Source organism: Pseudoalteromonas atlantica, assembly GCA_007988745.1.
GTDB classification, from domain to species: domain Bacteria; phylum Pseudomonadota; class Gammaproteobacteria; order Enterobacterales; family Alteromonadaceae; genus Pseudoalteromonas; species Pseudoalteromonas atlantica.
The window spans coordinates 1-15,684 of record BJUT01000011.1; the positions used below are offsets into that span (position 1 = coordinate 1).

Here is a 15,684-nt window from a genome sequence, read left to right on the forward strand (position 1 = left end):
ACGATAATTCTTTACTAATTCACTTTCGGTAAAAGGAAAGTGGTGCCGACTAACCGAGTCGAACGGTTGACCTACTGATTACAAGTCAGTTGCTCTACCAGCTGAGCTAAGTCGGCACTGCTTTAGTACGGGGCGAGATATTAGAGTAAGGTTTATTATGATGCAACTATAAAATTAAAAAAAATGTAATTTTTTAGCTTAAATGCTCACAATTCATGCAAAAGTGCTTAATTTTGCTGTTTTTCGTCGTTTTTACTTAGCTCATGCCAATAATTTAATCCTTTCATAACCAATAAAGAATCAAAAATACTGCCACTTATTTGTTGCTGTAACAGCAAACCGTAACCACCGGCGCACAAAATTTGTGGTTTTTGTTCGCCTGTTACGTGTTTAAGTTGATATTTGGCCTGTTCAATAGCGCCTAATGTTGCCACCAGCGCGCCATTTTTTAATCCGTTGGGTGTGTCTTTACCCAGCTCGTTTAAAAAGGGGGTATTGGCATCATCAAACACGCGCTGAGTATTTTGTGTTAATGAGCGAGTCATTAAGTCAAGGCCGGGCAATATCCAGCCCCCTAAGTGCTCGCCTTCGCCGCTCAATACATCAATAGTGGTTGCAGTGCCAGCATCAACAATAATACTCGCTCTGTTTGGGTAAAGGGTAAAACCTGCCACCAGCGCAAGCCAGCGATCAATACCTAAATTGCTAACCTGTTCATATGCGCAACTTAAGCCACTGAGATTTTTACTAACATGCGCCTCACAACACGGAATGCTTTTTTTGGCGGCTAATGTGAGCGCGTCATTTAATAATTCACTGTTACCTACACAAGCATACACAACCTCAGTTATTGCTTGCCACGGCACGTCGCTCATAGAAACGGGCGTTGCTTGTTGCTCGCGCCATAAGGCCGCTTTTAATGACGTATTACCTACATCTATTAGCAGTTTCATAATTCGGCCTTTCTTAACGAGATTTCGCCACCATAGTAACTTTTAACTTCGCCGTCTTGGCGAATGCGTATTCCGCCGTGCTGATCAATCCCCTCACAAATACCCCGCCAGCTTCTGTGCCCCGTATTTAGCTCTACGCATTCTCCTGCAAAGGCGTTTAGGGCGTTCCACTGTGCGTACATGCTGTTTAGCCCGTCTTGCTGGTAATCTGCCAAACGCTGCTCTAAATAAAAGGTAAGCGAAGCAACTAACTGGTTTTTATCAAGCGCGGTGGTGTGTTGGCTTAAATCAGTCCATGCTTGATCAATCTGTTCGCTGGTGTTTTGCGGCATTTGTAGATTAATGCCAATACCAATGACTAGCTGACAAGGGCCTTGCGGTTGCCCATCTAGCTCAACTAATACTCCGGCTAGTTTTTGCTTATTTATATATATGTCGTTTGGCCATTTAAGTTCAATGTCTATATCGTAAAGTGCTTTTATAGCATCGTATACCGCAAGCCCTACTGCAATTGATACGCCCATAGCAGCTTGCAGACCATCATCTAAGCGCCAAAAATAACTGTAATATAAATTGGCGCCAAATGGAGATTGCCATACCCGCCCTCGCCTTCCGCGCCCGGCTTGCTGCATTTCGGCAACCACAACAGTGCCAGACTCAAGCGCGACTTTATTTTGAATACGGCGCATTAGCTCGCTGTTGGTTGAATCTATAATAGGGTGTACTTCTACTTGGGCTGTATTGGCACCTAATGCATGGTAATGTTTGGTTATATCGGCTTGGTTTAGCAAACCCACCGCATTGTTTAAATTGTAACCTTTACCCGTCACTTTAAATATATCGAGCCCCATGTCTTGCAGTGTTTGAATATGCTTACTCACTGCTGCGCGGCTTATACCCAGCTGCTCGCCAAGGACTTGGCCCGATACAAAGCCACCTTGGTTAAGTGCATTTAATATAGCTAGTTTATTTCCATCTGGTGCTTTCATTACGCGTGCTCCGTAATAATATGGCATTCACTATTTGTGTTTATAAGCCTTACTTCGTGCTCTAGCATTATGCCGTAACGTGCAAACACCGTATTTTGTATATGCGTGATCATAGTGATTAAATCGCTTCCTTTACTATCACCATGATTAACTAATACCAGCGCCTGCTGCTGATGCACCTCAATCCCTGCTACTGTAAAGCCCTTCAAGCCCGCTTGGTCAATTAGCCAACCTGCCGCCACTTTGTGATGGCTTTCCCCATAGGGGTAATGCGGTAAATCACCAAACCGCACAAGCAGCACTTCTAAACGCGCATTGCTAATAATCGGATTTTTAAAAAAACTACCCGCATTGGCTAAAGTGTATGGGTTTGGCAGCTTAGCGTTACGAATTTCAATTACCTGCTCAAATACCATTTTAGGGGTGGGATTTTGCAATACTTTGAGTGGGCCATAACTTAAAACTGGCTGCCACTTTTTAGGGAGCGCTAAATTAACTTGAGTGATCACCGCTTTGTTTTTTAAAGCATGTTTAAAAATAGAGTCACGATAAGCAAACTCACACTGTGCGTTAGTTAAAGTCACCTTGGTTTTTGTGGCTATATCAATGTATTCAACCGACTCTACAAATTGAGCAAGCTCAACACCATAAGCACCAATGTTTTGTACCGGCGACGCCCCAACGGTGCCCGGAATAAGGGCTAGGTTTTCAAGCCCTGCAATATCTTTATCAAGTAAATAGCTTACTAGCTTATGCCAGTTCTCGCCCGCAGCTGCACTCACTAATACGTCATTTTCACGCTCGGTAATAGTAATGCCCTTAGTGGCCATTTTAATTACGGTGCCTGCGTAGTTTTCTAAAAATATTGTGTTGCTACCTTCCCCTAATAAACAAAACGGAGCACTAAAACGGTGTGCTTTAAGTTGCTCAACCGAGGTTATTTCAACAAAATGCTGGCATTGATTGTTTAGTGCAAAGGTATGTAAAGGTTTTAATGAGTGCGCCACAAAGGTCTCTGAGTGTACTGGTAACTAATCGCAGTAGTTTACCTTATTGTCGCAAAGAATGTAAAAATCACTCAACCCGCTGTATCAATCATGATATAAAACCTGCACTTATTATTAGTGTTCAGGGTATTTTATGAAAATTAAACCTCTTTTTTTAAGCCTCGCTATGGCCGGTATGTGCTCGCAAGCAATGGCAAACGCGATTGATCAAAACTCATACGCCAACCTAGATGATGTGGTAACAACACACTTAAACCTTGATTTAGATGTCGATTTTGCCGACAAGCAATTAGAAGGTTTTGTTGAGCACACGCTAAAGTGGAACAATGACACGAGTAAAAAGCTGGTACTTGATACCCGCGACTTAGACATTGATAAAGTAATGTACCAAGACACCTCGGGCGATTGGCACAAAGCTAAATTTACACTGGCAGATCGCGATGATGTTAAAGGCTCAAAACTAACAATTACTTTAAAAAGCCAAGCGCCAAAAGTACGTATTTACTACAACAGCCGCCCAGAAGCATCTGGCCTGCAATGGTTAACACCAGAGCAAACAGCCAGCAAAACGCACCCGTTTATGTACAGCCAATCGCAGGCTATTCACGCTCGTAGCTGGTTACCAGTACAAGATACCCCTGCCATGCGCGTTACTTACTCTGCCCGTATTCATACACCAAAAGATATACGTGCCGTAATGAGCGCCGATAACAAAGACGCACTATACAAAGATGGCGACTACCACTTTGAAATGCCACAAGCTATTTCGCCGTACTTAATTGCGATTGGTGCAGGTAATTTAGAATTCAAAGCCATGTCAAAACAAACTGGTATATTTGCCGAGCCTGAAATTTTAGACGCTTCGGTTGCCGAGTTTAACGACACCCAAGCCATGATCGACAAAACCAACGAAATGTATGGTGAGTATGCATGGGGCCGTTACGATTTATTAATGTTACCGCCTAGCTTTCCGTTTGGTGGTATGGAAAACCCGCGTCTTTCGTTTATTACCCCTACCGTAGTTGCTGGCGATAAAAGCTTAGTAAACCTTATTGCGCATGAGCTTGCACACTCTTGGTCTGGTAACTTAGTTACCAACGCTACGTGGGAAGATTTATGGTTAAACGAAGGTTTTACCTCTTACGTTGAAAACCGCATCATGGAAGAAGTGTTTGGCCGCGACCGCGCCGTAATGGAGCAAGCTTTAGATGCAGCAGGCTTACGTGCTCAGCTTAAAACCATTGATGCACCCGATACGCGCCTTAATTTAAAACTTAATGGCCGCGATCCAGATGATGCATTTAGCTCAGTGCCATACACTAAAGGGCAGCTATTTTTAATCTACCTAGAAGAAAAATACGGCCGAGATAAGTTTGATGACTTTGTTAAGACCTACTTTAATGAGTTTGCATTTAAATCGCTGACTACTGCGCAATTTGTTACTTACTTAAAAGCTAACTTAATTGAAAAATATCCAGGCGTTGTAAGCATGGATAAAGTGAATGAGTGGATTTTTGAGCCAGGTTTACCAAGCGATGCACCTAACCCAACATCGGATGCGTTTGATAAAGTAGATACAGCAAGCGCAGCATGGTTAAAAGGTGAAACAAGCGCAGTACAATTACCTACGGCTCAGTGGACAGTGCACGAATGGTTACACTTTTTAAATAACCTACCACGTGATTTAAGCTTAGATAAAATGAGCGAGCTTGATAAGCAATTTAACTTAACGCAATCAACCAATGCAGAGCGCGCGTTTGCATGGTTTATGTTAGCGGTAGGTAATGGTTATCAACCTATTTACCCAGCGCTTGATAAGCACTTATCAGGTATTGGCCGCCGTAAATTAATTGTGCCGTTATACAAAGCACTTATTAAAAATGGTAAGCGTGAGTGGGCACACGATGTATACATCAAAGCACGCCCAGGCTACCACCCGCTCGCACAAGGCACCATTGATGCTTTATTTGATAAATAAGCAACCTGTGCCAACCCAAAAGGTGTTTAGACCTTTAGGGTAAAACAGCAAAACCATTAAAAAAGGCCGATTTATCGGCCTTTTTTAATACTGTAATTTTCTCAAGCTAAAAACTGTAACTAAGTTCAGCGCAGTTAGCGCTTAAAATTAGTAGCTTGAGATAAGTTTATTATTCAGCGCCTTGGTTCGTTACCTTTTCTAAAAAGGCCTTTCGCTCAGCAAGCGTGGCTTGCTGCCACCAAAATTCTAGCATTTGCGGTGCACTTGGCATGCCTTTGCCATTAATAGGCGCAATAGGCTTTATAGGTTGGCTTGGACGCGTTGGACCCGCTGGCACCGTATTTTGTAAAGCAGGCTTTTGACTTGCAAGCTGTGTATTTGAAATAACACTAAGCGGCTGTGCCACAGACGCGCCCTTTGCTTTTAAACTTACCTGTGGTGCCTCAGCAAATATTTTCGCTGATACCGCGTTATCGGCACGATTAAACACCATGTCGTAGTCTTTGTTATCGTCAATAGTAATATCTACCCAAAACGGTTCAGACTCTATTACCTCATGGTCGTCAAAGCCTAGCTCGTATAAATCGGTGTATTTTAATTTTAATCGATAAGAGCCTGGATCAAGTTCAATGTCGTCAACGCGGCTAAATAGAGAGCTTTCAATCACTCTTTCGCCGACTTGTAAAGGCACTAACTCTTCAGGAAAGTGAATATTTCCGGCACTTACTGACATACTCATCAATAGCGCCGCAGCTGCAGTTATTAACATTGGTTTACGCATAAAAACTCCTTTATTTGTTTTGAGTTTGACACTGCAAACAAAATTTGTCATTAGTGACTTTAAATTCAAACCTTACACTGAAACGATTATGAGCACAGAAACATTATTTACAAAAATTATTAACCGCGAAATTCCTGCCGACATTATTTACGAAGACGACACTACCCTTGCATTTAAAGATATAAACCCGCAAGCTCCTTTTCATGTGTTAATTATTCCAAAAAAAGCAATTGCCACTATCAATGATATTAATAGCGAAAACTCACATTTAGTTGGAAATTTATACGAGGTTGCTGCTAAATTAGCCAAGCAATTTAACTTTAGTGACGATGGCTACAGAGTAGTAATGAACTGCAATAAACACGGCGGGCAAACCGAGTATCACATACATTTACATATGCTTGCAGGCAAAGAAATGGGCTGGCCTCCGTATCAAGAAGCTAAAAAATTAAAAATTTAATAATAAAAATTCACTGGAATTATTAGTATTTAGCTAGTTACAAATGTTATGGTTTATCATGTATATAAAGTGAAAAATAATTACTTATTTGCAACATTTTATGTTTAAATAATCGTAAAATCGTACTTGTTCACAAGGCGAAACCCGACTTTCTAATACAAAAGGTGTGGAAGTCGTGATAAACTTAACTAGTCAGCTTTATAAAAAGAGTATAAAAACATGAGCAGTTCAGCCTTTTTGTTATTAGATCAAGAGCCAATTAACACCATTGGCATTAACGTTTTAGAACCTTTGTTAAAAACGCAAGGCCTTGACGTAACCACGGGTACAAATATTTTAGATGTACCAGAAGGGACTCGATTACTGTTCATTGAAACATCAAGTAACGATGCATGGGGTAAACTAAAAGAACAGCTAGTTAACCTGCGCACCAAGTGCGATATCGTATTATTTAACCTAGACGAAAACCCAGAGCTCGCTAACCGCGCGCTGTTGAGCGGCATTCGTGGCGTGTTTTATACGACAGATAACGCTGATGTATTAATGAAAGGTATTCGCTTACTTTTAGAAGATCAGCTTTGGTACAGACGTGACATTATGTGTAATGCATTAAACCGCATGCTGCAGTTTAATAAAGACGCACTACACAAGCTGACCGAAGGCGATATAGAGCCAATTAAACTCACTAAACGAGAAAAAGCAATAATCTCGTTAATGAGTAAGGGCTCTAAAAAACAAAGAAATTGCTGAAGATTTAAGCATCAGCCCACACACAGTTAAAACACATTTATACAGCGCATTTAGAAAAACTAAATGTCGTAACCGTATTGAGCTACTATCTTGGGCTCAACAAAACATTCCAGACGAAATTCGTTAATCAATTTCGTAATTTAAAAACAGGTACTTATGGTGCCTGTTTTTGTTTATGCCGCATGCTTGTTAAATTAATCGCTTTTTATTACTCTATTTAAAGTACCCATTGCTGGAACCTCTATGCTCGACTCATTTACCCTCTTTTTTGCCAGCATTGCCGTTATTATTGTAATGACCCTTCTTAACTTTTTAACTTGGCGTACCAACAAAAGTACCCCAGGTACGCTGCTTTATATTTTTTACCCAGTTTTATTACTAGGCGCAGTAATTGGCTTTACGCTTATTGGTAAAACGCACAACCTTATTGTGATTAGTATTGCCAGCAGTATGATGTTTGGCGCATCAATTGTGCACAGCTTGGCTATATGCCAATTTTTAGATTATCGGGGTATTGGCTTTAAGCTACTGTGCTCCTTTACCGCGTTTAGCGCAGTAATGCTGGGGTATTATTCTTTTATTGACCCTTCTTTACGCGAGCGAATTTACGTCTCGGATGTACAGCACATTGCAGAAGCCGCTTTTTTGCTGTTTTTATTTATTAAATATGCCCGAAAACCCTACCCAAATGGCACCATTGTTTACATTTTAATATTAACTTTAGTTGGCCTGAGCTTTATTAGCCGCTCACTATTTATGGTTAATATTGAACAACCCCTGCTATTGCAAAGCCCATGGTTTAGCAGCTTACTGTTTTTAAATGGCGTTATTGCACCTATGTTTTATGCCGCCGGTATGGCGCTTTTGTGTAATGAACGCAGAGAAAAAAACCTTAACAAGCTGGCCGACAAAGCCCAAAAAGATTTAGAAATTAGAGGCCTGTTTTTATCAACTATTAGCCATGAAATTCGCACCCCCCTTAATGGCATATTAGGCAGCGCCCAATTAGTTATGAACCAAAGCACCGACAGCCGCAATAAAGCCTATTGTGAGGCCATTATTAATTCGGCCGAGTCGTTAAATTTACTGGTTGATAAAGTGCTCGACTACGCAAGCCTAGATCAAAGTGATGAAGCACTTTACGAAGAAGACATTGAATTTAAAACCTGGTTAAACAATTTGTGTTTATTACTCAGCCCATTGGCGGAGCAAAAGCAGCTTAAGTTTGAACTGGTATGTAATATCCCTGAACAAGCCTGTTACTACTGCGATCAGCAAAAGTTAAGGCAAATTATTATTAACCTTGTTGGTAACGCCATTAAGTTTACCGACCACGGTATAGTAAAAATTCAGGTTGATTTAATAAGCGATAGGCAGCTTGAGCACACCATAAAAATTAGCGTTAAAGACTCAGGCCCTGGTATCGAAAAAGACGAAATAGCCTACTTAACCGAACCCTACGTACAAAGTAGCGCCGGGAAAGAAAAAGGCGGCACCGGCCTTGGGCTTGCCATCACCAGCCGCTTACTAGAAAAGCTAGGCAGCCGCTTAGAAATAACCAGTCAATTAGGCACTGGTAGCGTATTTAGCTTTACCACCACCTTTACGCTAGGGGAGCTTAGTTTGGTAGAGCAGCGACATCAAAACAAAGACTACTTAACCGGCCTTGAAGTACTGCTAGTCGAAGATTTAGATTTAAATCAAAAAATTGCCATTGAATTTATGGCCGAAGATGAGCATAAAATAAAGCTCGCCAAAGATGGCAGAAGCGCTATTGAGCTGCTGCAAACGCATCACTTTGACGTTATTTTACTGGATATGAACCTGCCAGACTTTACCGGCCAAGAAGTATTAAAACGACTGCAGCGTTTGGAGCATAAAAACCAGCGCACGCCCGTACTGGCTTTTACAGCAAGCTTAAGCCCTGATGAGGTAAAAGAATACTTAGCTCTGGGAATAAAAGACATAGTAGGCAAACCAATTAAGCAGCAAAAGCTTCGCCAAGCACTGAGTGATTCACAATCCAATCAAACTACAAATATAGCTGTAGAGCTAGTAGACACCTTATACGACGAAACCGCAGCAGAAACGCTAACTAGCTCATTTAGTGAGGATGAAGTGTCGTCGATTTACAATGAATTTGTACTCTCAGCACGGACTAAACTAACCCGATGCCAAGAACTTATTGACCAGCAACCAGAGCAGTGCATTAAATTATTGCACCGCCAAGCAAGCACCGCGCTGCAATTAGGCTTTAACCGTTACGGTATTGAGCTTAAAAAAATAGAGCGCCGCCTGCTTGATAACAAACCCCATAACAACCTGCTAGATGAGGCGTTAGAGCTATGGCAACGAAGCCTAGAACAATACTTAAAGTACGTGCGCGGGCAGTTGGGGTGAAATTTAGTCAAAAAAACCAGCTACGGTCTTTGCTTTTCTTTAATTACTGAAAGTAATGGGGCTGATACGCGGAAATCTAACCTTGAAAGCAATCCATACATCAAATCATTTGTACCTTCATGATCGAAATAATATTGTTCGAATAAATATAAGTTCGTAAAGCTATTTATTAACTCCTTAGCCGCGCTCATATTATTAAATATATTTTTTGTATACATATACTCTCTTAATACTTCAGGCTCTGACTCGCTTGAATCATCAAAACGAGCATTAAAGAATGAATAGCTATCATGCTTTTTATCTAAGTTTAAGTTATCGAAAAGTAAGTCTATAGTAAGACTATTAAGTGCCCTTGATAAATGATTATAATGCATATTCTGCCAATGCATCCGTACCATTGCCTTATGTAAATCATCAGTTAGCTCATCATATAATGTTTTGAAGTCACAACCGAAGCTGGACATTATACTTATAAACTCATTCACCTCTCGATCGGTAAATTTTGTATTTGAAGCCAACTTATCCGACTCATGAGACATTCTATCTATCAGTAGTCTTGCCTCATTAGCAATAATAATTTGCCTCTCCTTTTCACCATTTTTTCGATATTGATAAACAGCAAAGAAAAATGCAAAAGCAGTCGCAACTTGAGCTATGGTATTAAATACATCGGTTATTTTAATTTTTTCGACTGTTAAACTTTGAATTGCTAATAATCCACAAGTTGTATAGGTAAGTGATAACAGCACTATGCATAAAATTATAAGAAACTGTAAAAAGTAAGATATTTTCTTCTTATACTTTTTTTCATATAGCATTTTTATTACTCTCCACTTTTAAATATAGAAATATCGGGCATAGCCAATGCCATTAGAGAAAAAGCACTTAGTTTTAATTGGTAATTTAAAACTACTTTCCACGTCCATACTTATCATCAAAACGCTCTATGTCACTTTCATCTAGTACGGCGCCAGTTTGTACTTCAATGACAATTAGCGGCTCTTTTTGATTGTTCGCTAAGCTGTGTATTTGTTTTGCTGCAATGTAGCACGATTGGTCGTGGCTAAGTGTTAATGCTTGCTTATCAATACGTACATCGGCAATACCCGATACCACCACCCAATGCTCTGCACGATGCTGATGGCGCTGCGTTGAAAGTTTAGCCCCGCTGTTTACGGTTATTTTTTTAACTTTAAACCCTGCCCCTGTTACTAAAGTGCGGTAATTGCCCCATGGCCGATACACAACCTGATGGTGATTGAGTTTATCACTTTGGCTAACCGCTAATTGCTTGAGCAATAAAGGCAGACCATCGAGCTTGTTTTTATTGGCAACGAGGGTGGCATCGTGGGTATGAATAATAGCTAAGTCGCTAACTCCAAGGGTAGCAACGCTGTGATCGTTTTCGCTTAAAACAAAATTATTAGTACTATTTTGCGCGGTATGGCTGTCGTTTTCATTATTGCCATGTGCATCTTTTTTAATAAGGCTAGCCAAGGCACTAAAGCTGCCTACATCACTCCAATTAAGAGCAACAGGCAGCACTGCTACATTATTACTGCGCTCTAAAATGGCGTAATCGATAGAGTCACTTGGGCAGGTTTTAAGTGGCTCACTTACCGGCCTTGTAAACCCTAAATCGTCAGAGAAATTAGCCGCCGCGCTTACACTGTGTGCAATTTTTGGGGCAAAGCGTTCTAGTTCATTTAAATAGGCTTGTGGTGTAAATAAAAACATCCCGCTATTCCAGCTATAACCGCCTTGAGTTAAATAATGCTCAGCGGTAGCCAAGCTTGGCTTCTCTTTAAATGCAGCCACTTTATAGCAATTTGAGCCTGCTATTTTACTACCTTGCTTAATGTAGCCAAACCCAGTGTGGGGCTGTGTTGGTGTAATTGAAAACGTGACCAGCATACCTTGCTGGGCTAATTCAATTGCATCGTTTAATTTAAGTGTGAGCTCAGTAAAGTTGGATATATGATGATCGGCAGGCATCACCAGTATTGGCCCTGTTATGCCTTGCTGTAAAGCGTAGTGTGCTGCCAGCGCAATGGCCGGCGCGGTATTTTTACCCTGCGGCTCTAACAAAAGTGCATGAGGAGTAGCCTGCGCACTTTGCTCAGCAGCAATAAAGCGGTGCTGCTCGTTACAAACAAGTATTGGCTTTGCAAACTCCTTGCCCGATACACGCGCTAACGTACTTTGTAATAGTGAGTGTTTGTTATCAAGCAGAGGTAAAAATTGCTTAGGCATAGCTTGGCGAGAAAGCGGCCATAACCGTGTGCCAATGCCGCCCGCTAAAATTACCGGTGTAATAAGGGTTGTATTCATAAAGCCGCCAATAAACATATCAGCGGCTATTTTAGCACTTTATTGGCTAGGCGCTAATGCTTAGCGATTTATACCAAGGTAAACGCGTCGGCATCTAAATAAGCAGGAAACGAGGCTTTAAAATCATCAAGCGGTGCTTTTTCAAGTGTTACGGTAAGTAACTCTTGTGTATTGTCTTTTGCTTTGGCGAGTGTATCGCCTTTAAAGTCGTACACGGCCGTGCCGCCATTGTGCGCAACACCATTGCCATCGTCGCCAACACGGTTAACGGCTACTACATAACATAGGTTTTCCATAGCGCGCGCCATTAATAGCGTATCCCAAATATGACGACGAACCGCAGGCCAGTTAGCAACGTTTATCATTACGTCGTAATCATTATTGTTGCGCTGAAAAACCGGAAAGCGCAAGTCGTAACATACTTGCGGCAGTAACTTAAAACCGTTAATTTCAAACGTTTTACGCGCTTGCCCTGCGACAACGTAATCGCCCTCACTGCCTAAGCGAAATAAATGACGTTTATCGTAATAATTCACTTCACCACTTGGGGTCACCCAATAAAAGCGATTCGCTTTTTTATCACCTTGAGCAACCAAAACCGAACCTGCAATAACGGCTTTATGTTTATGTGCTTGGGTTTTTAGCCAGCTCAACACTTTGCCATTTTCGGGCTCTGCGCAATCAAGATTAATAGCAAAGCCTGTGGCGAAGGTTTCGGGTAGTAAAATTAAATCAGGTTGAGCGCTCATCGCTGCTAATTTTTTATCAAACATGGCTAAATTGGCGTCTTTATCAAGCCAATGCAGCGCACTTTGAACGAGTGTAAGCGTTAAAGTTGACATAATATTTGCGCGGCCTCTATTAAGGTTTCATCGTTTTTAGCAAAACACAGTCGAATCACTTTATCATTTGAAGGTTGCTTATAAAACACACTTAAAGGAATAGCAGCAACCCCAGCTTGCTCTACTAACCAGTGGCAAAAATCCACATCATTAAGATCAGACACCTCACTGTAATCGAGCAATAAAAAGTACGTACCTTGGCTTGGTAAAATATTAAAACGGCTGTCACTTAAGTGCTGTGCCAGTAAGTCGCGCTTTTGCTGATAAAAATTACTCAGCTCATCGACATGCTCGCCTTGTTGTTCAAGCATGTCGGCCAATGCGTGTTGTGCAGGTGTAAAGCTTGAAAAAGTAACATACTGGTGTATTTTTCTAAATTCAATAGCAAGCGGTGCAGGCGCAATACAGTACCCCATTTTCCAGCCGGTACTGTGAAACGTTTTGCCAAAGCTTGATATAACAAAGCTTTTTTCACGTAGTTGCTCATCACAAAGCATGCTTAAGTGCTTATCGCCATCAAAGGTAATGTGTTCGTAAACTTCATCACTTATTACATATAAATCGTGGTCGCTTACTAACGATTTGAGCGCGTTTATATCATCGCTTTTAAGTATTTTTCCGCTTGGATTGTGTGGCGTATTAATAATTATAGCGCGCGTGTTTTTGCTCACTGCACTGCGAACCGTTTGCCAATCAATAGCATAATCGGGGGCATGGAATGCAATATGAACTGTTTTACCGCCAGCAAGCTCAATGGCGGGCTGGTAAGAGTCATAAGCGGGGTCAAACACAATGACTTCATCATCGGGGCGTACTATAGTTTGAATAGCCACAAATAATGCTTCGGTGGCGCCCGACGTTACCGTAACTTGCTCAGCTGCATCAATGTTAGCCGCGTATTTACGCGAAACTAAATTTGCTATTTGTTGCTGTAAACGGGGCACACCACTGGATGGCGAGTATTGATTAACCCCTTGCTGAACATAAAAATTTAGCTGGTTTTTCAGTAGTTCTGGCGCATCAAACTCAGGAAAACCCTGCGATAAATTTATTGCCGAATGCTGACTTGCCAAGCCACTCATTTGGCTAAATATACTAACACTTAAATTTGGTAATTTACTTTCAAACACGACAGGCCCTTAATGATGGTTTTGCGCTTAAAGCGATGCTATCATTGCTTAAAACAGAAGTATAGCCGTCTAAAATTAAATAGCTTTATATCAATTTGCTTAATTAACTGAGTTATTTTGAGGTAGCAAAAACGCAGCTCGCGTTTGGTTTAGCGCCTTAAACGCATTAAGTATTATTACGCATTGGTATTACACTCATTGGTGAGGAATGTATGCACAACAATACCGCTATTTCGCAACTTATTGAAGCCGGAAAATGGATCAGTCAAAAAGGCTGGGTTCCCGCCACCGGCGGAAATTTTTCGGCGCGCACCGCAACAGGGTATGTGGTTACCGCTAGCGGCTTTGATAAAGGTCAGCTCGGTACACACACATTCATTGAGCTTGATCATCAAGGTAATCGCACTAAAGGTGCTGGCAACCCATCGGCCGAAACGCAACTGCACCTAGGCATGTATAAGCTTATTCCGCACGCAAACGTGGTGCTGCATACTCACTCAGTAGCAGCCACCGTACTATCGCGTGTAATTAAAAGCCATGCATTAAATTTAAGCGGTTACGAAATGCAAAAGTCACTCAGTGGGGTAACCTCGCATTTAGATACGCTCAGCATTCCTATTTTTGAAAACGACCAAGACATAGACCGCTTAAGTTTGCTGCTTAGCGATCACCACTTACATACACCCATTGAACATGCAGTGTTAATTCGTGGGCATGGCGTTTATGTAGTAGGGCGTAATTACAAGCAAGCACTTCGCCACTTAGAAGGGTTAGAGTTTTTATTTAGTTGCGAGCTCGAACGGTTAAAAATAGAAGGTATTGGGGCACAGCTATAATGATAAAAGCAATTTTAACTGATATTGAAGGCACCATAACACGTATCTCATTTGTAAAAGAGGTGCTGTTTCCGTATGCAGCTAAACAACTAGCAACGTTTATGCGCTTAAACGAAAATAAAACCCATGTCGCTGAGCAAATAGCGGCTGTTAAAGCCATTATTAATGAGCCAGATGCCGATATAGAAAATGTCATTAGCGTGTTACTAAAGTGGATTGAAGAAGATAAAAAAATTACCCCTTTAAAGCAAATACAAGGGCTAATTTGGCAAACGGGCTACGAGCACGGTGATTTTAAAGGCCACCTATACGCAGATGCGTTTGAGTTTTTACAAGCTCAGCACGCTCAAGGCACCGCACTCTATGTGTATTCATCAGGCTCGGTGAGGGCGCAGCAGTTACTCTTTAAATACAGTGACTATGGCGATATACGCCCCCTGTTTAATGATTTTTTTGATACCAAAGTCGGCGCAAAGCAAGAGCAAGCCGCCTATAACACTATAGTTAACCAGCTCCCCTTTAGTGCTAACGAAATCTTGTTTTTAAGTGATGTGGCAGGTGAGCTTGATGCAGCCAAAGCCGCAGGGCTTAAAACCTTGCACTTAATACGTGATGGCCAAGCACATAGCGCGCACCCATACGTACATGACTTTAGCACAGTTAAATTGGAGCAATTTGCATGAGCCAATTAACAATTTATGCTAGCAACAATCCGAGTAATGCGCTGGTAAACACTTGTGATTTAAGCGAAATTACTCAGCAATTAGCAAAAGTAAATGTACGTTTTGAACAATGGCAAGCAACCGCACCCATTAATGAGCACACCACAAATGAGCAAATTATTGCAGCGTATAAAAATGATATAGCGCGCTTAAAAGCGCAAAATGGCTACCAAACGGTAGATGTTATTTCGCTTGCAAAAGGTAATCCTGCAGCGGCACAAATGCGAGAAAAGTTTTTATTTGAGCACACTCATAGTGAAGACGAAGTTCGCTTTTTTGTAAAAGGCCAAGGGTTATTTTGCCTACATATTGATGCCAAAATTTACCAAGTATTATGCCAGCAAGGTGACTTAATTTCGGTCCCAACTCTTACCCCACATTGGTTTGATATGGGGAGCGACCCAGAATTTACCGCCATTCGATTATTTAATAATACCGAGGGCTGGGTTGCAAAAAGCACCGAGTCTGAAATTGCGAAGCAGTTTCCGTTGCTCGCATAGCAAAC

General features: G+C 41.4%; 14 protein-coding genes, 1 tRNA gene and 1 pseudogene. 7 read left to right on the forward strand and 9 right to left on the reverse strand.

What is annotated here, in order from left to right; genetic code table 11:
* Positions 1-40: 40 nt before the first annotated feature.
* From PAT01_RS07120 to murB, 4 genes are all read right to left on the reverse strand, one after another.
* Positions 41-116, reverse strand: a tRNA-Thr gene (locus PAT01_RS07120).
* A 111-nt stretch (positions 117-227) separates the two neighbouring features.
* On the reverse strand, positions 228-953 hold the full coding sequence (locus PAT01_RS07125; protein ID WP_154945227.1) for a type III pantothenate kinase: 726 nt from the start codon (positions 951-953) through the stop codon (positions 228-230).
* Positions 950-1,942, reverse strand: a complete 993-nt coding sequence (birA, locus tag PAT01_RS07130; RefSeq protein WP_154945228.1) for a bifunctional biotin--[acetyl-CoA-carboxylase] ligase/biotin operon repressor BirA — start codon at positions 1,940-1,942, stop codon at positions 950-952. The genes PAT01_RS07125 and birA overlap by 4 nt, the downstream gene beginning before the upstream one ends.
* Positions 1,942-2,949 (reverse strand): UDP-N-acetylmuramate dehydrogenase, encoded by a 1,008-nt coding sequence (murB, locus tag PAT01_RS07135; RefSeq protein ID WP_154945229.1) that lies wholly within the window; start codon positions 2,947-2,949, stop codon positions 1,942-1,944. Before murB ends, birA begins: the two co-directional genes overlap by 1 nt.
* Before the next feature lie 133 nt (positions 2,950-3,082).
* On the opposite strand from murB, the gene PAT01_RS07140 reads away from it, so the two are divergent.
* Entirely contained in the window at positions 3,083-4,927 is a 1,845-nt protein-coding gene (locus PAT01_RS07140; RefSeq protein ID WP_154945230.1) for a M1 family metallopeptidase, read from the forward strand.
* Positions 4,928-5,096: 169 nt separating this feature from the next.
* On the opposite strand, the gene PAT01_RS07145 is transcribed toward PAT01_RS07140, so the two are convergent.
* Positions 5,097-5,708: a DUF2057 domain-containing protein gene (locus PAT01_RS07145; protein WP_154945231.1), complete on the reverse strand. Its 612-nt coding sequence runs from the start codon at positions 5,706-5,708 to the stop codon at positions 5,097-5,099.
* Between the two features lie 88 nt (positions 5,709-5,796).
* On the opposite strand from PAT01_RS07145, the gene PAT01_RS07150 reads away from it, so the two are divergent.
* From PAT01_RS07150 to PAT01_RS07160, 3 genes and pseudogenes are all read left to right on the forward strand, one after another.
* The gene (locus PAT01_RS07150; protein WP_154945232.1) at positions 5,797-6,168 is read left to right on the forward strand and encodes a histidine triad nucleotide-binding protein; all 372 of its coding nucleotides are present in this window, start codon (positions 5,797-5,799) and stop codon (positions 6,166-6,168) included.
* 219 nt (positions 6,169-6,387) lie between these two features.
* Positions 6,388-7,045: pseudogene (locus PAT01_RS07155) on the forward strand (response regulator transcription factor).
* A 116-nt stretch (positions 7,046-7,161) separates the two neighbouring features.
* Positions 7,162-9,318: an ATP-binding protein gene (locus PAT01_RS07160; RefSeq protein ID WP_154945233.1), complete on the forward strand. Its 2,157-nt coding sequence runs from the start codon at positions 7,162-7,164 to the stop codon at positions 9,316-9,318.
* Between the two features lie 20 nt (positions 9,319-9,338).
* Here the strand turns inward: PAT01_RS07160 and PAT01_RS07165 are convergent, their stop codons facing one another.
* The 4 genes from PAT01_RS07165 to PAT01_RS07180 form a co-directional block, all read right to left on the reverse strand.
* Positions 9,339-10,136: a hypothetical protein gene (locus tag PAT01_RS07165; protein ID WP_154945234.1), complete on the reverse strand. Its 798-nt coding sequence runs from the start codon at positions 10,134-10,136 to the stop codon at positions 9,339-9,341.
* A gap of 91 nt (positions 10,137-10,227) precedes the next feature.
* On the reverse strand, positions 10,228-11,649 hold the full coding sequence (locus PAT01_RS07170) for a mannose-1-phosphate guanylyltransferase/mannose-6-phosphate isomerase (RefSeq protein WP_154945235.1): 1,422 nt from the start codon (positions 11,647-11,649) through the stop codon (positions 10,228-10,230).
* A 68-nt stretch (positions 11,650-11,717) separates the two neighbouring features.
* The gene (locus tag PAT01_RS07175) at positions 11,718-12,491 is read right to left on the reverse strand and encodes an amidohydrolase (protein WP_126008575.1); all 774 of its coding nucleotides are present in this window, start codon (positions 12,489-12,491) and stop codon (positions 11,718-11,720) included.
* Positions 12,479-13,621 (reverse strand): methionine aminotransferase, encoded by a 1,143-nt coding sequence (locus PAT01_RS07180; RefSeq protein WP_126008577.1) that lies wholly within the window; start codon positions 13,619-13,621, stop codon positions 12,479-12,481. The genes PAT01_RS07175 and PAT01_RS07180 overlap by 13 nt, the downstream gene beginning before the upstream one ends.
* A 212-nt stretch (positions 13,622-13,833) precedes the next feature.
* Between PAT01_RS07180 and PAT01_RS07185 the strand changes: the two genes are divergently transcribed.
* The 3 genes from PAT01_RS07185 to PAT01_RS07195 are packed head-to-tail and all read left to right on the forward strand — an operon-like array spanning position 13,834 to position 15,679.
* Complete coding sequence (locus tag PAT01_RS07185; RefSeq protein WP_004587487.1) at positions 13,834-14,457, forward strand: methylthioribulose 1-phosphate dehydratase; 624 nt, start codon at positions 13,834-13,836, stop codon at positions 14,455-14,457.
* Positions 14,457-15,140, forward strand: a complete 684-nt coding sequence (mtnC, locus tag PAT01_RS07190; protein WP_121638139.1) for an acireductone synthase — start codon at positions 14,457-14,459, stop codon at positions 15,138-15,140. Before PAT01_RS07185 ends, mtnC begins: the two co-directional genes overlap by 1 nt.
* Positions 15,137-15,679 carry a 1,2-dihydroxy-3-keto-5-methylthiopentene dioxygenase gene (locus PAT01_RS07195; RefSeq protein WP_126008579.1) on the forward strand — a complete coding sequence of 181 codons (543 nt, stop codon included), beginning with the start codon at positions 15,137-15,139 and terminating at the stop codon, positions 15,677-15,679. Before mtnC ends, PAT01_RS07195 begins: the two co-directional genes overlap by 4 nt.
* Positions 15,680-15,684: the final 5 nt, after the last annotated feature.